This window comes from Pseudomonas sp. TE12508 (assembly GCF_056279485.1).
In genome coordinates, this window is record NZ_JBWCCN010000004.1 from 351,180 (window position 1) to 375,613 (window position 24,434).

Consider the following 24,434-nt stretch of genomic DNA (forward strand, 5'->3'; position numbering starts at 1 on the left):
GGTTGGTCAGTATTTGTCAGTGTGTGAGACTTCGATGATGCATTTTCGCTGCCTGTGGGTTATCGGCTGTTTGTGGTTTCCCTTGATGGGCTGGGCGGCGCCCGCGCCACCGGCGCACGTCGTGCAGCTGTTGCCAGCGCAACAGCAATGGCTGGCGCAGCATGGCGAGTTGCGGGTCGGAGTGGTGTTGCAAACGCCTTATGCCCAATACGATCGCCGCTTGCAGCGCCTGTCCGGGGTTAATATCGAGCTGATGAAGTGGCTGGCCAAGGCGCTCAAGATCGAACTGAGCTGGCGTAATTATCCCGATCTTGCGCAACTGGAAGCCGCCGCCCGTGAAGGCGACATCGATATCGCGCCAGGTCTGACGCAAACCCCCGTGGGTTTGCGGCTCTGGCAATTTTCCGACCCATACATGCGGGTGTCGCAACTGGTGGTCAGCGACCAGAAAAGCACCGGGGCGGTAGAACTGGAAAAACTCGACAGCCAGACCCGCGTCGCCGTGCGCATGCCCAGCGTCACCGCCGATTATCTGCGCAGCAATTATCCCCATCTGAACTTGCAGGGCGTGCCTCTGGAGCGCCAGGCGCTGCAACTGTTGTTGAGTCAGCAGGCCGGCTACGCCGTGGTCGATGAAGCGCAGTTCGGGCGTCTGTCTGCCGAGCCTGAGTTCTCCGGGCTGGCGGTGGTGGGCGATATCGGTTTCCCGCAACTGCTGCGAGTGGCCACGCGCCGGGATTGGCCGGAGTTGGCCGGCATCGTCGAAAGCGCGCTGCGGGCGATCCCGGCCAAGGATCTGGAGCAACTGCACAATCAATGGGTGCAACCCAAGTATCCGCGGCTGTCCGAGTCGCCGGGTTTCTGGCAAAACCTCTGCCTGCTCTTGGTGGTGTTGCTGCTGAGCAGCATGGCCATTGTGTTCTGGCAACGTCGCCAGCAACACAGTCTGGAGCAGCGATTGCTGGCGGCGCGCGAAGACATTGCCCTGCGCGAGGCCAGTGAAGAGGCCTTGCGCCTCACGCAGTTTTCCATCGATCAGAGCACCGTCGGCATCCTCTGGGTCAACTGGGACAGCCATGTGCGCTATGCCAACCGGGCAGCTGAAACCATGCTCGGCTACCCGGTGGGCGGGATCATTGATCGGCCATTGATCGACTTCGAGCCCGGCTTGCACATGGACCGCTGGCTGAGCCTGTGGAAACGTGCCCGGACCAGTGACGAAGCGCCGCAAAGTTTCGAGACCAATTGCGTGCGAGCGGACGGCAGTATCCTGCCGGCAGATGTTTCGTTGAGCTTTTTGCGTTTTCGCGATGGTGAATACCTGGTGGTTTACCTCAATGACGTCACCGAGCGTCGTCGCGCCCTGGCCGCGTTGCAGGAAAGCGAAGCGCGCCTGCAAGGGATCGCCGCCAACGTCCCCGGCCTGGTCTTTCGTCTGGAGCGCGCGCCGGTGACCGGGCAGATCGACTTTGCCTACATCAGTGAAGGCAGCGAGAGCCTGGTGGGGTACTCGCCGGCGACTCTGGCCCATCGTGACAAAGGCTTGCGCAGCCTGGTGCATCCGGATGACAAAGCCAGTTATCACCAGACTCAGGATCACGCGCTGGACACCGACAGTGACTGGTCGTGGCAGGGCCGGATTCTGACCCGTCAGGGCGAACAGCGCTGGGCCGAGATCAAGGCCATCACTCGCCGCCTCGATGACGGCGCCTATGTCTGGGACGGGATCGTCTGGGACATCACCGAGAGCAAGCGCATCGAACTGGAACTGGCCAGCTCCCGCGAGCAATTGCGCGAGTTGTCCGCCCACCTGGAGAGCGTTCGGGAAGAGGAAAAGGCCCGCATCGCCCGGGAAGTTCACGACGAATTGGGTCAGATGCTGACCGTGTTGAAGCTGGAAACGTCCATGTGCGAATTGGCCTACGCCCAGCTCGATCTGGGACTGCATGAACGCTTGAACAGCATGAAGCGGCTGATTGCTCAGCTGTTTCAACTGGTGCGCGATGTGGCCACGGCGCTACGGCCGCCGATTCTCGATGCCGGGATTGCCTCGGCCATTGAATGGCAGGCCCGGCGGTTCGAGGCGCGCACGCAGATCCCGTGCCTGGTACAAGTGCCGGATAACCTGCCGGTGCTCAGCGATGCCAAGGCCATCGGGCTGTTCCGGATCCTTCAGGAAGCGCTGACCAATGTCATGCGCCACGCCCAGGCGCATACTGTTGAACTGACGCTGGCCCTTGAGGGCGATGAACTCTGCCTGACTGTCAGCGATGATGGCGTAGGATTTGTCGCCGTCACCGGCAGGCCGACATCCTTTGGAGTGGTCGGCATGCGTGAGCGGGTGTTGATCATGGGCGGGCAGTTATCGCTTGAAAGTGAGCCGGGGGAGGGTACGACCCTGAGCGTGCGAGTGCCGTTGGACCGCTAAAAGATCGCAGCCTTCGGCAGCTCCTACGCCGAACGCATACCCCTGTAGGAGCTGCCGAAGGCTGCGATCTTTTCGGCGACAAGGCAATTTTTGAGGAGAGGCAAGTGATCCGTGTACTGGTAGCCGAAGACCATACCATCGTTCGCGAAGGCATCAAGCAATTGATCGGCCTGGCCAAGGACTTGCTGGTGGTAGGGGAGGCGAGCAATGGCGAGCAGTTGCTCGAGACCTTGCGTCATGTTCCGTGCGAAGTGGTGTTGCTGGATATCTCCATGCCAGGGGTCAACGGCCTGGAAGCGATTCCGCGGATTCGCGCCTTGAACAATCCCCCGGCGATTCTGGTGTTGTCGATGCACGACGAAGCACAAATGGCCGCTCGAGCCTTGAAGGTCGGCGCCGCAGGCTATGCGACCAAGGACAGCGATCCGGCATTGCTGCTGACGGCAATCCGCAAAGTCGCGGCGGGGGGGCGATACATCGACCCGGACCTGGCCGACCGCATGGTCTTCGAAGTCGGCCTGACTGATTCGCGGCCGTTGCACTCGTTGCTGTCGGAGCGTGAGTTCTCGGTGTTCGAACGCCTGGCCCAAGGCGCCAACGTCAACGACATCGCCCAACAACTGGCCCTCAGTAGCAAAACCATCAGCACCCACAAAGCGCGACTGATGCAGAAACTCAACATCACCTCCCTGGCCGAACTGGTGAAGTACGCGATGGAGCACAAACTCCTCTGACACCCCCCATCCACGGGTTCACTGCAAATCCCTGTGGGAGCGGTGGCATGTCCATTTGCGACATGCACACAAAGCCGCTTTTGCCTGTTCTTGCGGCTTGCAGATCACCGCTTGTCGCGATCGCGAATCGACATATCCATCCCCGCCATCCTTGTAGGGCAATCCCTACCCCCAATCTTCCATCCGGCTGAGGCGATTCTCTCCTGCGCCCCGATTTGCGCCCCTCCCAGCGTCCACTAGGCTTAGTCCACAGCAGTCATCAATAACAAAGGTGTGGGTATGAGCCAGGTTGATTCAAGCGCAGGGGCCAGCGATATTCTGGTCAGCTTTCGTGGAGTGCAAAAGAGCTACGACGGCGAGAACCTGATCGTCAAAGACCTCAACCTGGATATTCGCAAAGGCGAATTCCTCACCTTGCTCGGGCCGTCCGGCTCCGGCAAGACCACCAGTCTGATGATGCTCGCCGGTTTCGAAACACCGACCGCCGGCGAGATTCAACTGGCCGGGCGCTCCATCAACAACGTGCCGCCGCATAAACGCGACATCGGCATGGTGTTCCAGAACTACGCGTTGTTCCCGCACATGACGGTCGCCGAGAACCTGGCGTTCCCGCTGACCGTGCGCGGTTTGAACAAGAATGATGTCAGTGACCGGGTCAAACGTGTTTTGAGCATGGTTCAGCTCGACACCTTCGCCCAGCGTTATCCGGCGCAACTGTCCGGCGGCCAGCAACAGCGTGTGGCCTTGGCCCGTGCGTTAGTGTTCGAACCGCAACTGGTGCTGATGGATGAACCTCTTGGCGCACTGGACAAACAACTGCGCGAACACATGCAGATGGAAATCAAACACCTGCACCAGCGCCTCGGTGTGACCGTGGTCTACGTGACCCACGACCAGGGCGAAGCCCTCACCATGTCTGACCGTGTGGCGGTGTTCCACCAGGGCGAGATCCAGCAGATCGCACCACCGCGCTCCCTCTATGAAGAACCGAAAAACACCTTCGTCGCCAACTTCATCGGCGAGAACAACCGTCTCAATGGTCGCTTGCATAGCCACACCGGCGACCGCTGCGTAGTCGAGCTCGGTCGCGGTGAAAAGGTTGAAGCGCTGGCGGTCAATGTTGGCAAGACCGGCGAACCCGTCACGCTGTCGATTCGCCCGGAGCGCGTGAGTCTCAATGGTTCGAGCGAATCCTGCGTCAACCGCTTCTCGGGGCGGGTGGCGGAATTCATCTATCTGGGCGACCACGTCCGGGTTCGTCTGGAAGTCTGCGGCAAGACCGACTTCTTCGTGAAACAACCGATTGCCGAGCTCGATCCCGCGCTCGCTGTCGGCGACGTGGTACCGCTTGGCTGGCAGGTCGAACACGTTCGCGCGCTCGACCCACTTTTAGAGGCGCATTGATCGCCCCCTGCTTCACCAACACCAACCCTGCACGTGGAGAGAACAATAAATGTTGAGATCCCTGAAATTCACCGCTTTGGTCATGGGCATGATCGGTGCGGCACAAGCAATGGCGGCGGGCCCGGACCTGACCGTGGTGTCCTTTGGCGGGGCGAACAAGGCGGCGCAGGTCAAAGCCTTCTACGCACCGTGGGAAGCGGCGGGCAACGGCAAGATCGTGGCGGGCGAGTACAACGGCGAGATGGCCAAGGTCAAAGCCATGGTCGACACCAAGAGCGTGTCCTGGGACCTGGTGGAAGTTGAATCGCCAGAACTGTCCCGTGGTTGCGACGAGGACATGTTCGAGCAGCTTGATCCGAAGTTGTTCGGCAAGACCGAAGACTACGTCAAAGGCGCCATCCAGCCATGCGGCGTGGGCTTCTTCGTGTGGTCGACCGTGCTGGCCTACAACGCCGACAAACTGGCTTCCGCACCGACCAGCTGGGTTGATTTCTGGGATACCAAGAAATTCCCGGGCAAACGTGGCCTGCGCAAAGGCGCCAAGTACACCCTGGAATTCGCTCTGATGGCTGACGGCGTTGCGCCGAAAGACGTCTACAAAGTACTGGCCGGCAAGGATGGTCAGGACCGTGCGTTCAAGAAACTCGATGAGCTCAAACCAAGCATTCAGTGGTGGGAAGCCGGCGCACAACCGCCGCAGTACCTCGCTTCCGGCGACGTGGTCATGAGCTCGGCCTACAACGGCCGGATCGCGGCGGTACAGAAAGAAAGCAACCTGAAAGTGGTGTGGAACGGCGGTATCTACGACTTCGACGCATGGGCGATTCCAAAAGGACTGGACAAGACCCGTGCTGAAGCGGCGAAGAAATTCATCGCGTTCTCGGTAGCTCCGCAGCAGCAGAAGACCTACTCGGAAAACATCGCCTACGGCCCGGCCAACACCCAAGCCGTGCCGTTGCTGTCCAAGGATGTCCTGAAAGACATGCCGACCACCCCGGAAAACATCGCCAACCAGGTGCAGATCGACGTCAGCTTCTGGGCTGACAACGGCGAGCAACTGGAGCAGCGTTTCAATTCCTGGGCTGCGAAGTAACCACGCTATACGGGACGACGGTTCACCGGATGATCGCTCCCACGCTCTGCGTGGGAATGCCGCCCGGGACGCTCCGCGTCCCTGTGACGCAGAGCGTCACTGGATGCGTTCCCACGCAGAGCGTGGGAACGATCAGTACCAAAAGTTCGAGGCGGCGTTTTTCGCCTCTGTAACGATCAAAGATTTCCGGAGTACGCCATGGCTATCGCCGTTCCCGTGAACGCGGGCACTGACCCCACCTTGAAGCAGCGGCTCAAGCACGCCGAGCGGATCAACCGCTGGAAAGCTCAAGCCTTGATCGCGCCGTTGGTGCTGTTTCTGTTGCTGGTGTTCCTGGTACCGATCGTGGCGCTGCTCTACAAAAGCGTCGGTAACCCCGAAGTGGTTGGCGCCATGCCGCGCACCGTGGCAGCCATCACCAGCTGGGATGGCCGAGGCCTGCCGGCAGAGCCTGTGTATAAGGCCGCCAGCGAAGACCTCGCCGAAGCCCGTAAGAATCAGACCTTGGGTGACTTGTCCAAGCGCTTGAACATGGAGTTGGCCGGCTACCGCAGCCTGCTGACCAAAACCGCACGCGCCTTGCCGTTCGCCACCGAGCCGACTTCCTATAAGGAAGCGCTCGAAGCGCTGGACGAGCGTTGGGGCGATCCGGCCTATTGGCAGGTCGTGCGCCGCAATACCAGTAATGTGACGCCTTATTACCTGCTGGCCGCTGTCGATCATCGTATCGACGACCTCGGTGAGCTGGCCCCGGCCACCCCCGATCAGGCGATCTACCTCGATATCTTTGCCCGGACCTTCTGGATGGGCCTGATCATCACCGTGATCTGCCTGGTGCTTGCCTATCCACTGGCCTACCTGCTGGCGAACCTGCCGTCCCGGCAAAGCAACCTGTTGATGATTCTGGTGCTGTTGCCGTTCTGGACCTCGATTCTGGTGCGGGTCGCTGCGTGGATCGTGTTGCTACAGTCGGGCGGTTTGATCAACAGCGGGCTGATGGCCATGGGCATTATCGATAAGCCGCTGGAGCTGGTGTTCAACCGCACCGGGGTTTATATCTCGATGGTGCACATCCTGCTGCCATTCATGATTCTGCCGATCTACAGCGTAATGAAAGGCATCTCGCCGACTTACATGCGTGCGGCGATTTCCCTCGGCTGCCACCCGTTCGCCAGTTTCTGGCGGGTGTATTTCCCGCAGACCTATGCCGGTGTCGGCGCCGGTTGCCTGTTGGTGTTCATCCTCGCCATCGGCTACTACATCACCCCGGCGTTGCTGGGCAGCCCGAACGATCAGATGGTCAGTTATTTCGTCGCCTTCTACACCAACACCAGCATCAACTGGGGCATGGCGACCGCGCTCGGTGGGCTGTTGCTGCTGGCGACGGTGGTGCTTTATCTGATTTACAGCTGGCTGGTGGGCGCCAGTCGCCTGCGCCTGAGCTAAGGGGAGAATGAAATGCTGAGTCCTTACATGTCGCCCATCGAACGGGTGTGGTTCTACAGCTTGCGGATTCTCTGCGGCTTGATTTTGTTGTTCCTGATCCTGCCGGTGCTGGTGATCATTCCGCTGTCGTTCAACTCGGGGAGTTTTCTGGTCTATCCGCTGCAAGGCTTCTCACTGCACTGGTACCAGGACTTCTTTGCTTCGGCGGAATGGATGCGTTCGTTGAAGAACAGCATGATCGTGGCTCCGGCGGCGACCGTGCTGGCGATGATCTTCGGTACGCTGGCAGCGATCGGCCTGACCCGGGGCGATTTCCCGGGCAAACCGCTGGTGATGGCACTGGTGATTTCGCCGATGGTGGTGCCGGTAGTGATCATTGGTGTGGCCAGTTACCTGACCTTTGCCCCACTGGGATTTGGCAACAGCTATACCTCGCTGATCGTCGTGCACGCCGTCTTGGGTGTGCCGTTTGTGATCATCACGGTATCGGCGACGTTGCAGGGGTTTAACCAGAACCTGGTACGGGCCGCTGCAAGCCTGGGGGCTTCGCCGCTGACCGCGTTCCGTCGGGTGACCTTGCCGTTGATTGCGCCGGGCGTGATTTCCGGTGCGCTGTTTGCCTTTGCCACCTCATTCGATGAAGTGGTGGTGACGCTGTTCCTCGCCGGTCCCGAACAAGCGACCTTGCCTCGGCAGATGTTCAGCGGCATCCGTGAAAACCTCAGCCCGACGATTGCCGCTGCCGCGACGCTGCTGATTGCGTTCTCGGTGGTCCTGCTGCTGACACTGGAATGGCTGCGTGGGCGCAGCGAAAAACTTCGCACCGCGCAGGTCTGACGGCCAGATGATCGTTCCCACGCTCCGCGTGGGAATGCAGCCCGGGACGCTCCGCGTCCCATCGAGAGCCGAACGCGGAGCGTCCGTTGAGGCATTCCCACGCGGAGCGTGGGAACGATCGGTAGGTTGCGGGCATGGTTATTCATGACCTGAATAGCAGACAACCCCCAATCCCCAGCTACTATTGTGCCCAGCTCCCCTATCTATAAGAGGCTGCGCACATGAGTCTTTCCTCTTTCAAAATCGCTCACAAACTGATCACTGGCGCAGGTGCCATCGAGCAACTGGCGGCTGAGCTCACACGTCTGGACATCGATAACCCGCTGATCGTCACCGATGCTGCACTGGTCAAGTCCGGCACGGTAGAGCTGGCGCTGGCGCAGCTGGGCGAGCGCAGTTACGAGATTTTCGACCGGGTGCTGCCGGATCCGGAAATCGCCATCGTCGAAGATTGCATGCGGGTTTACCGTGAAGGCGGGCATGACGGATTGATTGGTCTCGGTGGCGGCAGTGCCATCGACATCGCCAAGAGTGTTGCCGCTTATGCCGGTTACCACGGCGCCCTGGAGGACTTGTTCGGCGTCGATCAGGTGCCGCGCAAAGGCCCGCCGCTGATTGCTATCCCGACCACTGCCGGCACCGGTTCGGAAGTGACCAACGTGGCCATCCTCTCCGACAAGATCGCGCAACTGAAGAAAGGTATTGTCAGCGATTACCTGTTGCCGGACGTGGCACTGATCAGCCCGCAAATGACCCTGACCTGCCCGCGCAGTGTCACCGCTGCCAGTGGCGTCGATGCGCTGGTGCACGCCATCGAGTCCTACCTGTCGCTCAATGCCTCGCCAATCACCGATGCCTTGGCTATTGGCGCGATCAAACTGATTACCAAAGCACTGCCCAAGGCCTACGCCAATCCATCCCATCTGCAAGCCCGCGAAGACATGGCCACCGCCAGCCTGATGGCCGGCATGGCGTTCGGCAATGCCGGGGTCGGCGCGGTGCATGCGTTGGCGTATCCACTGGGCGGGCGTTTCAACATTGCCCATGGCGTCAGCAATGCCTTGCTGCTGCCGTATGTCATGACCTGGAACAAGATGGCTTGCGTGGAGCGCATGCAGGATATTGCCGAGGCCATGGGGGTGAAGACCGCTCATCTGAGCGCCAACGAAGCGGCGGACAAAGCCGTGGAGGCGATGACCGAGCTGTGTGCAGCGGTAGAAATCCCGCTGGGCCTGCGCAGTTTCGGGGTGCCCGAGGATGCGATCCCGGCCATGGCCGAGGAAGCCGCCGGGATTGAGCGCCTGATGCGTAACAATCCGCGCAAGTTGAGTACCGTCGATATCGAGAAGATCTACCGAGCGGCCTATTAGTACCCAATCATCGCAGCACGGTGCGCGCGTCAAAGCATGAGGTATACAATGCGCGCCATCGTGATTCTGCTCAAAAAAGGTGCGTCATGCAGCCCTTCGTCATTGCTCCGTCGATTCTCTCCGCCGACTTCGCCCGCCTGGGCGAGGAAGTGGACAACGTCCTGGCCGCCGGCGCCGACTTCGTGCACTTCGATGTCATGGACAACCACTACGTGCCAAACCTGACCATCGGCCCGATGGTGTGTGCCGCGCTGCGCAAGTACGGCGTGACCGCGCCGATCGATGCGCACTTGATGGTCAGCCCGGTGGACCGCATCGTCGGTGACTTCATCGAAGCCGGTGCGACCTACATTACTTTCCACCCGGAAGCCACGCAGCACGTCGACCGTTCCCTGCAACTGATCCGCGAGGGCGGCTGCAAGGCGGGCCTGGTGTTCAACCCGGCGACCCCGCTGGACGTGCTCAAGTACGTGATGGACAAGGTCGACATGATCCTCTTGATGAGCGTCAACCCGGGTTTCGGCGGACAGAAGTTCATCCCCGGCACTCTCGATAAGCTGCGTGAAGCGCGGGCGCTGATCGATGCCTCCGGTCGTGATATCCGCCTGGAGATCGACGGTGGCGTGAATGTGAACAACATTCGCGAAATCGCTGCTGCTGGCGCCGACACCTTCGTGGCCGGTTCGGCGATCTTTAATGCGCCGAACTACCAGGAAGTGATTGAAAAAATGCGCTCCGAACTGGCGCTGGCTCGCCCATGAGTGGTTTTGAGCAGCTGTTCCCCGGGCGTCTGCCGCGGCTGGTGATGTTCGATCTGGATGGCACGCTGGTCGATTCGGTCCCCGATCTCGCGGCGGCCGTGGATAACATGCTGCTCAAACTCGGGCGTCAACCTGCCGGTATCGAACCGGTACGGGAGTGGGTCGGCAACGGCGTGCACATGCTGGTGCGCCGGGCCTTGGCCAACCACATCGACGCCGAGGGTGTCGATGAGGTCGAGGCCGAGCATGCCCTGGAATTGTTCAACGGCTTTTATGAAGATGGTCACGAACTGACGGTGGTTTACCCCGGCGTGCGTGACACCCTGAAATGGCTGCACAAGCAGGGTGTCGAGATGGCGCTGATCACCAACAAGCCGGAGCGCTTCGTCGCGCCGCTGTTGGACCAGATGAAAATCGGTCGTTATTTCCGCTTGATCATCGGCGGCGACACCCTGCCACAGAAAAAGCCGGACCCGGCAGCGCTGTTTTTCGTGATGAAAATGACCAACATCCCGGCGTCGCAATCTTTGTTCGTCGGCGACTCGCGCAGCGATGTGCTGGCGGCGAAAGCGGCGGGGGTCAAATGCGTGGCCCTCAGTTATGGCTATAACCACGGTCGGCCGATTGCCGAAGAATCGCCGGCGCTGGTGATCGATGATCTGCGCAAACTAATTCCCGGTTGCCTGGATCCGGCCGCTGAGATAACGTTGCCCGACGCTGTTCAATCCCCTCCTGGAAACGCCATCGTGGTGGTCACTCGCAAACTCTGGATGAAAGTCATCAAGGCCCTGGCCCGCTGGCGTTGGCGCGCCTGACTTGTTCCTGGCCGGCATACCGGCGCGTTTGCATACCTGACTGTTAGACCCTCAAGCCACGAGGCTACCCCATGATCCGCGAAGAATTCCTGCGTTTGGCCGCTGCCGGCTACAACCGCATCCCGCTTGCCTGCGAAACCCTGGCCGACTTCGACACGCCGTTGTCGATCTACCTGAAACTGGCCGACGAGCCCAACTCCTACCTGCTGGAGTCGGTGCAGGGCGGCGAGAAATGGGGCCGTTATTCGATCATTGGCCTGCCGTGCCGCACCGTGCTGCGGGTTCACGATCACCACGTCAGCGTGACCCACGACGGCGTCGAGATCGAAAGCCACGATGTTGAAGACCCGCTGGCCTTTGTCGAAGCCTTCAAGGCGCGTTACAACGTGCCGACCATCGCCGGTCTGCCGCGCTTCAATGGTGGTCTGGTGGGCTACTTCGGTTATGACTGCGTGCGCTATGTGGAGAAGCGTCTGGGCAAATGCCCGAACCCGGATCCACTGGGCGTACCGGACATTCTGCTGATGGTGTCCGATGCGGTGGTGGTGTTCGACAACCTCGCCGGCAAAATGCACGCGATTGTCCTGGCCGATCCATCGCAGGAAGAAGCCTTCGAGCAAGGTCAGGCGCGCCTGCAAGCGCTGCTCGAACAACTCCGTCAGCCGATCACCCCGCGCCGCGGCCTGGACTTCAGCAAACAGCAATCGGCTGACCCGGTGTTCCGCTCGAGCTTCACCCAGAACGATTACGAAAAAGCCGTCGACACCATCAAGGAATACATCCTGGCCGGTGACTGCATGCAGGTCGTGCCGTCCCAGCGTATGTCGATCGACTTCAAGGCTGCGCCTATCGATCTGTATCGGGCGCTGCGCTGCTTCAACCCGACGCCTTACATGTACTTCTTCAACTTCGGCGACTTCCACGTCGTCGGCAGTTCGCCGGAAGTATTGGTGCGGGTCGAAGACAACCTGATCACCGTGCGCCCGATTGCCGGCACTCGTCCGCGAGGCGCCAACGAAGAGGCTGACGTGGCGCTGGAAAAAGACCTGCTGTCGGACGACAAGGAAATCGCCGAGCACTTGATGCTGATCGATCTGGGCCGCAACGACACCGGTCGGGTTTCGGAAATCGGTTCGGTGAAACTCACCGAGAAGATGGTGATCGAGCGTTATTCCAACGTGATGCACATCGTGTCCAACGTCACTGGCCAATTGAAGGCCGGGCTGACGGCGATGGACGCACTGCGGGCGATCCTGCCGGCCGGCACCTTGTCTGGCGCGCCGAAGATTCGCGCGATGGAAATCATTGATGAGCTGGAACCGGTCAAGCGTGGTGTCTACGGCGGCGCGGTCGGTTACTTCGCCTGGAACGGCAACATGGACACCGCGATTGCAATCCGCACCGCAGTGATCAAGAACGGCGAACTGCACGTGCAGGCCGGTGGCGGCATCGTCGCCGACTCTGTGCCGGCACTGGAATGGGAAGAAACCCTGAACAAGCGCCGCGCCATGTTCCGTGCAGTAGCCCTGGCCGAGCAGACGCCGGACACCTGAGTTCATGCAATACCTGTGGGAGCGAGCCTGCTCGCGATGGGGCCAGCACTGCTGACATTGATGCTGCCTGGCTCATCGCTATCGCGAGCAGGCTCGCTCCCACATGGATCTCACCACCAAAAAACGCGGCGCCTGTGAGGGCGCCGCGTTTTTTTATTGCCTGCGGTTTAGAAATCCAGCGCCACCCCAACGCTGATGCCCTGTTGGGTAAAGTCATCATCCTTGCGGAACGTGTAACCACCACGCAGCGCCAGGTCGGCGGTCAACTTGTGGCTGACCCCCAGGCTCACGCGGTTCAAGTGACTCTGCGGCGTATAACCTTCCAGCGTAAAGTCGTTCGCCGGCAGGCTGTTGAGGGCGATGTTTACCTTCTGAACGTCATCTTCGTATTCGCGTTCGTAGGCATATTCGCCAAATACCTGGGTCTGACGTGTGAAGTTGTATTTGCCTTGCAAGCCGACACCCAGGCGTTTCGAGTCTCGGGTCTGATCATCAAAGGTCAGCGCCGTGGAGCGGTTGCTGTTTTCCGAGTAGCCGTCGACTTCCACTTTGGCGTAATCGGCGCTGATGAACGGTGACAGATGCCATTCGCTGCCCGGTTGCGCAATGTCATAGCCGAGGCGAGTGCTGAAGGCCCAGAGGTGGCCATCGGTATCACCCTTTTCCCCACCTTCGCTGACACCCAGGTCGAATTTGCGTTCGAGGTTGTCGTAATCCAGTTTGCCACCGGTCAATGCGGCATCGGCCCACCAGCGATTCTGCTGAAACTGGGCGAAGGCGGTCGCCAGATAGCTATTGAGTTTGTAGTCCGAATCGTTACTACCGGCGTCCAGGTTCTGACGATAGAAGCCTGCTGCCACACCAACGCGCCAGGCTTCATTGAGGCGATAGCTGCCGCCGATATTCAGGTTGTAGCCGCTGCCATCGGCGCTGGCGCCGCTGCTTTGGCTATCGACATCCAGATGCTGGCCACCGCCGGCGACAATCGCGCGCCATTGGCCGACGGCCTGCCAGTTCTCCCAGTCGGATTGCCACTGGCTACGCAGTTCATCCTGATGGGCGCGTAAGGTGGCGTGGGCCATTTCCGGCAGCAACGTCAGTTCCCAAGGTGCCGACAGCAAGGAATAGGCGTAATCGGCTATCAGCTTTTGCCCGGCTTCCGTGGGGTGAACCGAGTCGTTATAAATCAGCTTGCTCGGGTCCGGGGTGGCACTGTTGATGCCATACACGGCGTTCTCCGTACAACCGCTGCCGCTAAAACAGGTGGCCGTCAGGTTCTGGCCGGTGGCGAGGCCGAAACGCGCCGGGTCGGCGAAGGTTTCCTGCAGCAGCAGTGGAATGTTCAGCGGGATAATTTCGGCATTGATCCCCGCCAGGCGTGTGACCAACTGTTGATTAAAGTCGGTACTCAGCTGCGAGATCGAGGCTTGTAATGGAGTGCCATTGACGGCGGGCGTCAATCCAAGGTCGGGCAGCAGCCAGACCACGATGTATTTGGCGCCGGCTGTTTGCAGGGTCTGCACGCTGTCGGCCAGTTGATTTGCCGCGGTGTTGGCCTGGACGGTATTGAGTACGCGGCCTTGAAGGAAGTCGTTGCCGCCCCCGGAAATGTAATACAGCGCATTCGGATCGGCGCGGAAATTGTTCGTCGGCAGATAGCCTGGTCGGGTGCGTTCGCCCGTGGCGGATTCGGTAGTGATCGAATCCAGAATCTGGTCGGTGCGGTAACCGCCGACGGCCCAGTTGTTGCCATCCACCAGTCCTTCATTGGCGCGTACTGCCGAAGTCGAGGCGGCGGTCTGGTCTGCTGAGAACCCGAGACGTCCACCCAACAATTGCGTGGAGTTCAGCGAGCGAAATTCACCACTGCCATCCAGGTAAACCGGCCCGGTCCGGTTGGTAAAACGCTGGGTCGCACCGGCAGGGCCACCCGTGTCGGTAAACTGCCCGGCATCGTTGAGGCTGTCGCCAAAGACGACGAAATTCGAATACGGGTTGGGCGCGGCAATCGCCTGGGAACAGGCAGCAGCGAGCAGGCATCCGGCGAGCGGTACAAACAACGTCTGTTTGATCATGAGCAAGTCCGTTTATTTATTGTTGTTGTAAACGAAACGACAGTACCAAAAACTTCCGGCCCTTTGCCATCTGTCGCGAACCCTTTGATTGTTTCGCGAGCTGTCGCCCCGGCCATATTGCACGCTCTGCCCAGCTAAGTTACTGTGCCGAGACGTATGAATGAGACCTTCCCCGTGTTGATCGTCAGTAAACTCCTGGATCAAGTCATCAAGGCACACGCCCGTTGGCGTTGGCGCGCCTGAATCTTTTCTGCCGGCCTGGCCGGACCTGTACCGCTTTGCCTTCTTTACCTGTATGAAATGCCGCTTTGCTGGCGCCACTCCAGCACCTGACAAAGCGCAGCGCACTGCGGGTAAATCATTCGAAGGCCGTCTTAAAAGTCAGTGAATTCAAGAGGTTCTTAACGCCATGTTGCTGATGATCGATAACTACGACTCTTTTACTTACAACGTTGTGCAATACCTTGGCGAGCTGGGCTCCGAGGTCAAGGTCGTGCGCAACGATGAACTCACCATTGCCGAAATCGAAGCTCTCAACCCTGAGCGCATCGTCGTGTCGCCCGGTCCTTGCACTCCGACCGAAGCCGGTATTTCCATCGAAGCGATCAAGCACTTCGCCGGCAAACTGCCGATTCTCGGCGTTTGCCTGGGGCACCAATCCATCGGGCAAGCCTTTGGTGGTGATGTGGTCCGTGCCCGTCAGGTCATGCACGGTAAGACTAGCCCGGTATTTCACGAGGACAAGGGCGTATTCGAAGGCCTGAATCGCCCGCTGACGGTCACCCGCTACCACTCGCTGATCGTCAAGCGCGAAACCCTGCCCGATTGCCTGGAGCTGACCGCCTGGACCCAGCTCGAAGACGGCTCGGTCGACGAGATCATGGGCCTGCGCCACAAGACGCTGAACATCGAAGGTGTGCAGTTCCACCCTGAGTCTATCCTCACCGAACAGGGACACGAATTGTTCGCCAACTTCCTCAAACAAACCGGCGGCACGCGCTAAGGACTTTTCATGGATATCAAGACAGCCCTGAGCCGTATCGTCGGCCACCTCGACCTCAGTACCGATGAGATGCGCGATGTCATGCGCGAAATCATGACCGGGCAATGCACGGATGCGCAGATCGGTGCGTTCATGATGGCCATGCGCATGAAGAGCGAAAGCATCGATGAGATCGTCGGCGCCGTGACGGCGATGCGCGAGTTGGCGGACAAGGTTGAACTCAACACCCTCGACGGCGTGGTCGATGTGGTCGGCACCGGCGGCGACGGTGCGAACATTTTCAACGTTTCCACCGCTTCTTCGTTTGTCGTTGCCGCGGCCGGTTGCACCGTGGCCAAGCACGGTAACCGTGCGGTGTCGGGTAAAAGCGGCAGCGCCGACCTGCTGGAGGCGGCCGGTATCTACCTGAACCTGACGCCGGTTCAGGTGGCGCGTTGCATCGACAACGTCGGCATCGGTTTCATGTTTGCCCAGACTCACCATAGCGCCATGAAGCACGCCGCCGGCCCGCGCCGCGAGCTGGGCTTGCGCACCTTGTTCAACATGCTCGGCCCGCTTACGAATCCGGCCGGTGTGAAACATCAGGTGGTGGGTGTGTTCAGTCAGGCGTTGTGCCGGCCATTGGCGGAAGTTTTGCAGCGTCTGGGTAGCAAGCACGTACTGGTGGTGCATTCGAAGGATGGCCTGGACGAGTTCAGTCTGGCGGCTCCGACCTTTGTGGCTGAATTGAAGAATGACCAGATCACCGAGTATTGGGTCGAGCCCGAAGACCTGGGGATGAAGAGCCAGAGCCTGCACGGTCTGGCGGTGGAAAGCCCGGCGGCTTCCCTTGAGCTGATTCGCGATGCCTTGGGCAAGCGCAAGACCGAGAACGGTCAGAAAGCCGCCGAGATGATCGTACTCAACGCCGGTGCCGCGTTGTACGCCGCCGACCATGCCAGCAGTTTGAAAGAAGGCGTTGCCCTGGCGCACGATGCGCTGCACACAGGCCTCGCTCGGGAAAAACTTGAGGAATTGGGTGCATTTACCGCGGTATTCAAAGTGGAGAATGAGGGATGAGTGTGCCGACGGTTCTGGAAAATATTCTGGCCCGCAAAGTCCAGGAAGTCGCCGAGCGTAGCGCCCGTGTGAGCCTGGCGGAGCTGGAAAATCTGGCCAAGGCGGCCGATGCACCCCGTGGTTTCGCCAAGGCATTGATCGATCAGGCCAAGACGAAACAGCCGGCGGTCATTGCTGAAATCAAGAAGGCTTCGCCAAGCAAAGGCGTGATTCGCGAGAACTTCGTTCCCGCCGACATCGCCAAAAGTTACGAAAAGGGCGGGGCGACTTGCCTGTCGGTGCTCACCGACATCGATTACTTCCAGGGCGCCGATGCGTATCTGCAACAGGCTCGGGCGGCATGCAAGCTGCCGGTGATCCGCAAGGATTTCATGATCGATCCGTATCAGATCGTCGAGTCCCGTGCCCTGGGTGCTGACTGCGTGCTGTTGATCGTTTCCGCACTGGATGACGTGAAAATGGCCGAACTGGCGGCCGTGGCCAAAAGCGTCGGTCTCGATGTGCTGGTGGAAGTCCACGACGGCGATGAGCTGGAGCGGGCCTTGAAGACACTCGACACGCCACTGGTGGGCGTGAACAACCGCAACCTGCACACTTTCGAAGTCAATCTGGAAACCACCCTCGACCTGTTGCCGCGTATCCCGCGTGATCGTCTGGTAATTACCGAGAGTGGCATTCTTAACCGGGCCGATGTCGAGCTGATGGAAATCAGCGACGTGTATGCGTTCCTGGTCGGCGAAGCATTCATGCGCGCCGAAAGCCCGGGTACCGAACTGCAGCGCCTGTTCTTTCCCGAGCGTGGCATTCCAGTGAGCGGTTCTACGCTCGACTGATTGAAAATCGGGGCGCTCCCTTCGCGAGCAAGCCCGCTCCCACATTAGCCCGCGTTCATCCAGACAACGCGAATCCACTGTGGGAGCGGGCTTGCTCGCGAAGGCGGCATAAGATGCACCACAGACTGACCGTCCTATGGAAGACCTTATGACCTCACCAACTCCTCTGACCATCGAAGCCGGCCTGCTCGCCGAGCAGGACCTGTTGGCCCATGTGTGCACCGGTGAGTCGGAATTCGGTCTGCTGTTCTGGCAACCCACTGACCGCGCATTGGTCATGCCTCGTCGCTTGAATCGTCTGCCACAGTTCGAGGATGCCTGCGAAGTCTCCGCTGCCGCCGGCTGGCCGGTATTACTGCGCGAAACCGGCGGTGAGCCGGTACCGCAATCGGCCTCGACCATCAACATCGCACTGGTTTATGCCCCTCCGCGCAGTGAAGGCGATCTGAACCGCATCGAAACCGGCTACCGGCGTCTGTGCGATCCGATCTGTCAGTTACTGGATGAGCTGGGCGGCACTTCGTCCCTGGGCGAAATCGAGGGCGCGTTCTGCGACGGCCGTTTCAACGTTAACCTTGATGGTCGAAAGATGGTGGGCACTGCCCAGCGGTGGCGCCAGAGCAAGGGCGGTCAGCGTCCGGTCGGCCTGGTGCACGGGGCGATGTTGATCGATGACGAGCGAGAGTCGATGGTCGCGGCGGTCAATCGGTTCAATGAGGCCTGTGGCCTGGAGCAGCGGGTTCGCGCTGAAAGCCACATCGCTCTGCATGAAAAGTTTGCCGCTCCTGACGCACTGGAACGGCTCGATGCGCTATACCGACAGTTGCTGGCAGACATGCTCGGAGCTTAAATTCTCGGGTCCTGGTTTTCGAGCTTAGCGCGTGCCGAAGACCACCATGGTCTTGCCTTTGACGTCGACCAGGTTGCGCTCCTCCAGATCCTTGAGCACGCGGCCGACCATCTCACGGGAACAACCGACAATCCGGCCGATTTCCTGACGGGTCACCTTGATCTGCATGCCGTCCGGGTGAGTCATGGCGTCAGGCTGCTTGCACAGTTCCAGCAGACAGCGTGCAACGCGACCGGTCACGTCGAAGAATGCCAAGTCACCGACCTTGCGCGTGGTATTGCGCAGGCGCTGTGCGATTTGTCCGCTGAGCACGTAAAGAATGTCTGGATCTTGTTGGGACAGCTCGCGGAATTTCGCGTAGCTGATTTCCGCGACATCGCATTCGACCTTGGCGCGTACCCAAGCGCTACGTTCCTGTTCCTGGCCGGCTTGCTCAAACAGACCCAGCTCGCCGAAAAAGTCGCCGGAATTGAGGTAGGCAATGATCATTTCACGGCCGTCGTCATCCTCAATCAGGATGGTCACCGAACCTTTGATGATGAAAAACAGCGTGTCCGAGCGGTCACCGGCACAAATGATGTTGCTCTTGGCTGCATAGCGACGGCGCTGGCAGTGCATCAACAGTTTGTCGAGGTTCTTGATTTTGGGTGTGGGGGTAATAGCAACCATGGTTGTATCCCGAAAAGACTGCACGGTATGTTTGTTTTTTTGTAGGAGCTGGCGAGGCCTGCGATCCTTTTTATTCGCTGCAAAGCTGGCGATGCGCCATTGGTTTGGCGTCAGCTTAACAGACGCATTCCTTCAAGATTCGAGAATTTGCCTACGACGCAGATGGTTATGTCCTAGGAAGGCGAAGCGCTGCCAATCAAGGGCCCTGTGCTAAGCTGGCGACCCTTTTTTAGACAGTGGAGTCTTGGCGATGAAGGCACGCATCCAATGGGCTGGCGAAGCCATGTTCCTCGGTGAATCCGGCAGTGGTCATGTCGTGGTCATGGACGGACCGCCCGAAGCCGGCGGTCGTAACCTGGGTGTCCGGCCGATGGAAATGCTCCTGCTGGGTGTTGGCGGCTGCAGCAATTTTGATGTGGTCAGCATCCTCAAGAAGTCCCGTCAGGCCGTCGAAAGCTGCGAAGCGTTCCTTGAAGCCGAGCGTGCGACCGAAGATCCGAAGGTTTTCACCAAAATCCACATGCACTTCGTGGTCAAGGGCCGCGGGCTGAAAGAAGCCCAGGTCAAGCGCGCCATCGAGCTGTCGGCCGAGAAGTATTGCTCGGCCTCGATCATGCTCGGCGCGGCTGGCGTGGCGATTACCCACGACTACGAAATCATCGAGCTCGGTTGAATCGACGTGCAGACTCAGGTGATGCAAATTTTCTACGCGCGCAACATGCCGAACTAAGAGTTCCGAGTACAAAAAAAGGCGACTACCTCGAGGTAGTCGCCTTTTTTATTGCGAAACGCGGCTCCTGTGGGAGCGGGCTTGCCCGCGATGGGGACGTCGCGGGCGCTGCAATACTTAGATCCGATACGTACTCTTGGTCATTACCTTGGCCAACAGACTCATGCCGAACTTCACCGGTGCAGGAAAACGGAACCCCCCGGCATCCAGCGCACTTTCGGCGTGGTGTTCCTCATCAATGCGCATCTGCTCGAGGATCGCCCGGGATTTTTCGTCCTCGGCCGGCAGTTGCTCAAGGTGTTCATTCAGGTGTTTGCAGACCTGATGCTCGGTGGCAGCAACGAAACCCAGGCTGACTTTGTCGCTGATCAACCCGGCGACCGCGCCAATCCCGAACGACATGCCGTAGAACAGCGGATTGAGGATGCTGGTGTGGCTGCCCAGCTGATGAATGCGTTGTTCGCACCACACCAGATGGTCGATTTCTTCTTCGGCGGCGTGCTCCATGGCGGCGCGCACTTTCGGCAGCTTGGCGGTCAGGGCCTGGCCTTGATACAGCGCCTGGGCGCAGACTTCGCCGGTATGGTTGATGCGCATTAAACCAGCGACGTGTCGGGTGTCCTCGTCGCTCATTTGCGCATCCGGCTGCACGATGGCCGGCGACGGACGGTAGGGCTGACCACTGAAGGGCAGCAAAGTACGCATCGCGGCGTCGGCTTGCAGCAGAAGACGGTCAATTGGCGAGTAGTGACGTTGGGTAGTCATGCTGACCTCCGGGAAGAATCTCGGCGGCCAGTTTAACCCAATCGGCCGGGGGAGGGTTTGCGTTGGGTCATTTGTGGCGAGGGAGCTTGCTCCCGCTCGGCCGCGAAGCGGTCGTAAATTCAGCCCATCGATCGGGCTGAAAAATACGACGCATGGATTGGGGCTGCGGCACAGCCCAGCGGGAGCAAGCTCCCTTGCCACATCAGCCCGGCGGCCAGTGCATCTGGCGCTGACCCAATACATGCATATGTATGTGATAGACGGTCTGCCCACCTAGTGGATTGCAATTCATGACCACGCGGAAGCCCTCTTCGCAACCCAGTTCCAAGGCCAGACGCTGGGCAGTGAACAGAATATGCCCAGCCAATGCCTTGTCGTCCTCGGTCAGGTCGTTAAGCGTGCGCACCGCTTTTTTCGGGATCACCAGAAAATGCACCGGTGCCTGTGGCGCGATGTCGTGGAAGGCCAGTACCTGGTCGTCCTCGTAAATGATCTTCGCCGGGATTTCCCGGTTGATGATCTTGGTGAACAGAGTATCCACAGCTGTTTTCTCCGTTGTTTGGGCTGGCCTGAGTGTAACCATGGGGCAGGGTCAGAGCCCAGTCTTTTGCCTTGAGGATTTGATCAGCGCGGGCAATAGGCTTTGTTGACCATGCCCGCGATTGTCCGGGTCAGCCAGCGTGAGCCGAGCCGCGGCAGGAACGCGAACCAGCGATTCAGGCGACCGGGGATAATAATGGCGCGATTTTTCGCCAGCGCGCGCACGGTATAGAGCGCGACTTCTTCTGGGCTCATCAGCAAATTGCTCTCGACCAGTTTGTCGGTGTCCAGTTGCGCGGTGCGGAAAAACGCCGTGCGGGTCGGGCCGGGGCACAGCACCGATACCTTGACCGCGCACTTTTTCAGTTCAACGCGCAAACCTTCGGAAAAATGCAGCACGTAAGCCTTGCTGGCGTAGTAAGTGCTCATCCAGGGGCCGGGATGGAACGCTGCGACAGAGGCGACGTTCAGAATCTGTCCGCCGCCCTGCAAGGCCATGCTGTTGCCGATGGCATGGCACAAGCGAGTGAGGGCCAGGATGTTCACTTCGATCAAATCCTGCTCGGTCATCCAGTCCTGGGCCAGGAACGGGCCGCAGGTACCGAGACCGGCACAGTTGACCAGCAAATCGATTTGCCGGTCGCCTTCCTCCAGTTCCAGCAAAAAACCGGACAGTCTCAGTGGCTCGCCCAGGTCACAGGCGCGAAACAGCACCTCCACACCAAAACGTTGAGTCAGTTCAATCGCAATGCTTTCCAGCTGATCACGCTGTCGGGCCACCAGAATCAGGCTGCGGCCGCGCCGGGCCAGCGCTTCGGCCATCGCCAGGCCGATGCCGCTGGAAGCGCCAGTGATCAGAGCGTAACGGGTCATGCAGTTCTCCATCGCAACAGCTCCGCGCCGGCGACGCAGGTGTCACGGGCGGGGAGCGCTGTTCATTCTTTCGCAGAGTCTACAGGGGGCTCGGCTGCTTCGGCTGCATCATCGGATGAATTTGGCGCTTGTTCAGCCTCATCGGCCGGCTCGACTTCAACTTCATCGGTGATCATCGAGCTGTTTTGATAGGTGCTCTCGGTAGCGCTTTCATACTCATCCTGGATCGCAGTGAGGCCACCAGTCAGCCCGCCCACAAACATGATTGCGATAAACACCAGCCACAGCGAAGCCAGCACCCTGACCGCGTTGCTGTTGGGCGGTGGTGGTGCGCCATATCGGTTGGCCGTGTTGTTACCCGGCACGATCATTATTACAAACGGAAAAACGCTGCCCACGACCGGTACAAGGTTCAGCAGCCAAAGCCAGCCGGACCAGCCGATATCGTGCAAGCGCTGCACACTGAACTGGATGCTGATGAAGGCGAGCACCACGACCAGGATAAAGGCCAGCAGGCCAGCGAGAATCAAGCCGGCAGTCGAGTCTGTGCTAATGAGCGCGAAGCCGAAAATAGCCAACACGGAGCCAACGCCAAGCGTCACCAGCGTAAGAGCCATCGTCCAGGCCAGAAAGCGCAAGCGACCGATGCGGCCAACGAAACTGAAGGCCTTGAGTGCAGAAAACTCCGGGAGTGCTTCGCCGACAGAGGCGCGGGGCGGTGCATAGGGAGAATCGGGATCTGCCGTGACAGGTTGGCTGCTGGCAGGAGCGTGTTCGTGAACGTCGGACAGGTTCAGCTCGATCGAGGGTTCTGTTTCGATTCGGGCATCGATCCCGGTTTTCGTCAGCGCCTGAAGGTAAGTCTGCGCATCGGCGTGGGACAGGTCGCGTTTGAGCGCAACCTGCCGGCCACTGAACAGGCGTTCGATGGCCGCGACGTCGCTTTTGAACAGCTCGGCGAGGTTGAGCTTCGCGGTGGTGACGTCCACACCTGGCAGCAGAGCGCCATCGAAGACGATCTTGAAACGGTTTTCGCTCATGGCCGAGGCATCCTTGTCGCGAGAGTTTGTAATAGACGGAGTTGCAAATATGGAGTGTAGGGCCAGCCGGATTGGGCTGGCCAAGTTTTTCTGTCAGCGCGGCCAGCGCTTGGGCAACGCCGCCGCCAGTTCCAGCGCCTTGCGGTATTCGGCATCGAGACGTGCGACCAGTTGATCGACACTCGGCAGGTCCTCGATTTCCCCGACGCCCTGGCCTGCAGACCACACGGTTTTCCAGGCTTTGGCTTCATCGTTCAATGGCTTGAGCTTGGAGCCGAAGTCCACCTCGCCCTTGCCTTGCAGGGCTGCCATGTCGAAACCGGCGGCCTCAAGGCTCCGTCGCATGAAACTCGCCGGTACTCCCGACACCGCTGGAGTATGGACGATGTCTGCGGCTCTGGAAGTCAGGAGCATCTCCTTATACGCGTCAGGGGCATGACTTTCCGTGGTGCCGATAAATCGCGTACCGAAGTAGGCCAAATCCGCGCCGAGCAATTGCGCGGCAAGAATTTCATGGCCATGGTTCAGGCAGCCGGCCAGCAACAGGGTTTTGTCGAAAAACTGGCGAATCTCGGCGATCAGCGAAAACGGGCTCCAGGTCCCGGCGTGTCCACCGGCGCCCGCAGCCACGGCGATCAAGCCGTCCACACCGGCTTCGGCAGCTTTTTCCGCGTGGCGGCGCGTCGTTACATCGTGAAACACCAAGCCGCCATAGCTGTGCACGGCGTCGACCAATTCCTTCACGGCGCCGAGGCTGGTGATCACGATCGGTACTTTGTGTTCGATGCAGATCGCCAGATCCGCCTGCAATCGCGGGTTGCTGTTGTGGACGATCAGGTTCACTGCATAAGGCGCGGGGTTTTCCAGTTTCGCCAGCCCTGCTTCGATTTCTTCCAGCCAGGCCTTGAAACCACTGCTCTCACGTTGGTTCAGCGCAGGAAAGCTGCCCACCACGCCATTGCGGCAGCAGGCGAGCACCAGCTCAGGATTTGAAATCAGAAACATCGGCGCTGCTACAACGGGCAGACGCAAACGTTGTTCGAGCAAAGCGGGCAGCGACATTGGAAGTACCCCGGGTGAATGATGCTGGTTGGATTAAAACGGCCGAACGACGACCAGAATTACGATCGCCAGCAATATCAGAACCGGCACTTCATTGAACCAGCGATAAAAGACATGGCTGCGGGTGTTTTCGCCACGGGCAAAACGTTTTACCTGTGCGCCGCACATGTGGTGGTAGCCGATCAGAATCACCACCAGGGTCAATTTGGCATGCATCCATGCACCTTGGGTGAAGTAGGCGCTTGGGTTGAGACTGATCAGCCAGATGCCGAACACCAGGGTGGCGATCATCGCCGGGCCCATGATGCCCCGGTACAGCTTGCGCTCCATGATACTGAAGCGTTCCTTGCTGACGGTGTCTTCGCTTTGGGCGTGATAGACAAACAGGCGCGGCAGATAAAACAGGCCGGCAAACCAGCAGACCATGCTGACGATATGAAGCGCTTTGAGCCACAGATAAAGCATTTTTAGTTATTCCAAGGTTCACGGTAGCG

Annotated in this window: 23 protein-coding genes; 15 read left to right on the forward strand and 8 right to left on the reverse strand. The window is 59.5% G+C overall.

What is annotated here, in order from left to right; translation table 11 throughout:
• Window positions 1-34: 34 nt before the first annotated feature.
• The 10 genes from ACZ9IM_RS07800 to trpE all read left to right on the forward strand — a co-directional run bounded on the left by ACZ9IM_RS07800 (window position 35) and on the right by trpE (window position 12,441).
• Window positions 35-2,428, forward strand: a complete 2,394-nt coding sequence (locus ACZ9IM_RS07800) for a PAS domain-containing sensor histidine kinase (protein WP_476223657.1) — start codon at window positions 35-37, stop codon at window positions 2,426-2,428.
• Between the two features lie 104 nt (window positions 2,429-2,532).
• On the forward strand, window positions 2,533-3,162 hold the full coding sequence (locus tag ACZ9IM_RS07805; protein ID WP_003210977.1) for a response regulator: 630 nt from the start codon (window positions 2,533-2,535) through the stop codon (window positions 3,160-3,162).
• 279 nt (window positions 3,163-3,441) lie between these two features.
• Window positions 3,442-4,566 (forward strand): ABC transporter ATP-binding protein, encoded by a 1,125-nt coding sequence (locus ACZ9IM_RS07810; protein ID WP_063342371.1) that lies wholly within the window; start codon window positions 3,442-3,444, stop codon window positions 4,564-4,566.
• 49 nt (window positions 4,567-4,615) lie between these two features.
• Complete coding sequence (locus ACZ9IM_RS07815; protein WP_008067442.1) at window positions 4,616-5,659, forward strand: ABC transporter substrate-binding protein; 1,044 nt, start codon at window positions 4,616-4,618, stop codon at window positions 5,657-5,659.
• Window positions 5,660-5,857: 198 nt separating this feature from the next.
• Window positions 5,858-7,105 (forward strand): ABC transporter permease, encoded by a 1,248-nt coding sequence (locus ACZ9IM_RS07820; RefSeq protein WP_476223658.1) that lies wholly within the window; start codon window positions 5,858-5,860, stop codon window positions 7,103-7,105.
• A gap of 12 nt (window positions 7,106-7,117) precedes the next feature.
• Window positions 7,118-7,942 carry an ABC transporter permease gene (locus ACZ9IM_RS07825; protein WP_008008331.1) on the forward strand — a complete coding sequence of 275 codons (825 nt, stop codon included), beginning with the start codon at window positions 7,118-7,120 and terminating at the stop codon, window positions 7,940-7,942.
• 221 nt (window positions 7,943-8,163) lie between these two features.
• The gene (locus ACZ9IM_RS07830) at window positions 8,164-9,312 is read left to right on the forward strand and encodes an iron-containing alcohol dehydrogenase (protein WP_427627084.1); all 1,149 of its coding nucleotides are present in this window, start codon (window positions 8,164-8,166) and stop codon (window positions 9,310-9,312) included.
• An 86-nt stretch (window positions 9,313-9,398) separates the two neighbouring features.
• Window positions 9,399-10,073 carry a ribulose-phosphate 3-epimerase gene (rpe, locus tag ACZ9IM_RS07835; RefSeq protein ID WP_007906892.1) on the forward strand — a complete coding sequence of 225 codons (675 nt, stop codon included), beginning with the start codon at window positions 9,399-9,401 and terminating at the stop codon, window positions 10,071-10,073.
• Complete coding sequence (locus tag ACZ9IM_RS07840; protein ID WP_427627086.1) at window positions 10,070-10,888, forward strand: phosphoglycolate phosphatase; 819 nt, start codon at window positions 10,070-10,072, stop codon at window positions 10,886-10,888. The genes rpe and ACZ9IM_RS07840 overlap by 4 nt, the downstream gene beginning before the upstream one ends.
• A gap of 71 nt (window positions 10,889-10,959) precedes the next feature.
• Window positions 10,960-12,441, forward strand: a complete 1,482-nt coding sequence (gene trpE, locus ACZ9IM_RS07845; RefSeq protein ID WP_476223659.1) for an anthranilate synthase component I — start codon at window positions 10,960-10,962, stop codon at window positions 12,439-12,441.
• A gap of 167 nt (window positions 12,442-12,608) precedes the next feature.
• On the opposite strand, the gene estP is transcribed toward trpE, so the two are convergent.
• Entirely contained in the window at window positions 12,609-14,516 is a 1,908-nt protein-coding gene (estP, locus tag ACZ9IM_RS07850) for an esterase EstP (RefSeq protein WP_427627090.1), read from the reverse strand.
• A 409-nt stretch (window positions 14,517-14,925) separates the two neighbouring features.
• Here estP and ACZ9IM_RS07855 point away from each other — a divergent pair, with 409 nt between their 5' ends.
• From ACZ9IM_RS07855 to ACZ9IM_RS07870, 4 genes are all read left to right on the forward strand, one after another.
• Window positions 14,926-15,519 (forward strand): aminodeoxychorismate/anthranilate synthase component II, encoded by a 594-nt coding sequence (locus tag ACZ9IM_RS07855; protein WP_008067458.1) that lies wholly within the window; start codon window positions 14,926-14,928, stop codon window positions 15,517-15,519.
• Window positions 15,520-15,528: 9 nt separating this feature from the next.
• Complete coding sequence (trpD, locus tag ACZ9IM_RS07860) at window positions 15,529-16,578, forward strand: anthranilate phosphoribosyltransferase (protein WP_007906883.1); 1,050 nt, start codon at window positions 15,529-15,531, stop codon at window positions 16,576-16,578.
• Window positions 16,575-17,411 carry an indole-3-glycerol phosphate synthase TrpC gene (gene trpC / locus ACZ9IM_RS07865; protein ID WP_008067459.1) on the forward strand — a complete coding sequence of 279 codons (837 nt, stop codon included), beginning with the start codon at window positions 16,575-16,577 and terminating at the stop codon, window positions 17,409-17,411. The genes trpD and trpC overlap by 4 nt, the downstream gene beginning before the upstream one ends.
• A gap of 148 nt (window positions 17,412-17,559) precedes the next feature.
• The gene (locus ACZ9IM_RS07870) at window positions 17,560-18,261 is read left to right on the forward strand and encodes a lipoate--protein ligase family protein (protein WP_427627095.1); all 702 of its coding nucleotides are present in this window, start codon (window positions 17,560-17,562) and stop codon (window positions 18,259-18,261) included.
• A gap of 24 nt (window positions 18,262-18,285) precedes the next feature.
• Here ACZ9IM_RS07870 and crp read toward each other — a convergent pair whose 3' ends face one another.
• Entirely contained in the window at window positions 18,286-18,930 is a 645-nt protein-coding gene (crp, locus tag ACZ9IM_RS07875) for a cAMP-activated global transcriptional regulator CRP (protein ID WP_429430031.1), read from the reverse strand.
• Window positions 18,931-19,180: 250 nt separating this feature from the next.
• On the opposite strand from crp, the gene ACZ9IM_RS07880 reads away from it, so the two are divergent.
• Window positions 19,181-19,603: an OsmC family protein gene (locus ACZ9IM_RS07880; protein ID WP_003176451.1), complete on the forward strand. Its 423-nt coding sequence runs from the start codon at window positions 19,181-19,183 to the stop codon at window positions 19,601-19,603.
• Window positions 19,604-19,777: 174 nt separating this feature from the next.
• On the opposite strand, the gene coq7 is transcribed toward ACZ9IM_RS07880, so the two are convergent.
• The 6 genes from coq7 to hemJ all read right to left on the reverse strand — a co-directional run bounded on the left by coq7 (window position 19,778) and on the right by hemJ (window position 24,405).
• Window positions 19,778-20,425: a 2-polyprenyl-3-methyl-6-methoxy-1,4-benzoquinone monooxygenase gene (gene coq7, locus ACZ9IM_RS07885; protein ID WP_008008345.1), complete on the reverse strand. Its 648-nt coding sequence runs from the start codon at window positions 20,423-20,425 to the stop codon at window positions 19,778-19,780.
• Window positions 20,426-20,627: 202 nt separating this feature from the next.
• Window positions 20,628-20,966, reverse strand: a complete 339-nt coding sequence (locus ACZ9IM_RS07890) for a histidine triad nucleotide-binding protein (protein WP_008147240.1) — start codon at window positions 20,964-20,966, stop codon at window positions 20,628-20,630.
• A gap of 83 nt (window positions 20,967-21,049) precedes the next feature.
• Complete coding sequence (locus tag ACZ9IM_RS07895; RefSeq protein WP_476223660.1) at window positions 21,050-21,838, reverse strand: SDR family NAD(P)-dependent oxidoreductase; 789 nt, start codon at window positions 21,836-21,838, stop codon at window positions 21,050-21,052.
• 62 nt (window positions 21,839-21,900) lie between these two features.
• Window positions 21,901-22,878, reverse strand: coding sequence for a DUF805 domain-containing protein (locus ACZ9IM_RS07900; RefSeq protein ID WP_476223661.1), 978 nt, complete (start codon window positions 22,876-22,878; stop codon window positions 21,901-21,903).
• A gap of 93 nt (window positions 22,879-22,971) precedes the next feature.
• Window positions 22,972-23,940: an NAD(P)H-dependent flavin oxidoreductase gene (locus ACZ9IM_RS07905; RefSeq protein ID WP_427627102.1), complete on the reverse strand. Its 969-nt coding sequence runs from the start codon at window positions 23,938-23,940 to the stop codon at window positions 22,972-22,974.
• A 33-nt stretch (window positions 23,941-23,973) separates the two neighbouring features.
• Window positions 23,974-24,405 carry a protoporphyrinogen oxidase HemJ gene (gene hemJ / locus ACZ9IM_RS07910; RefSeq protein WP_007906869.1) on the reverse strand — a complete coding sequence of 144 codons (432 nt, stop codon included), beginning with the start codon at window positions 24,403-24,405 and terminating at the stop codon, window positions 23,974-23,976.
• Window positions 24,406-24,434 lie beyond the last annotated feature (29 nt).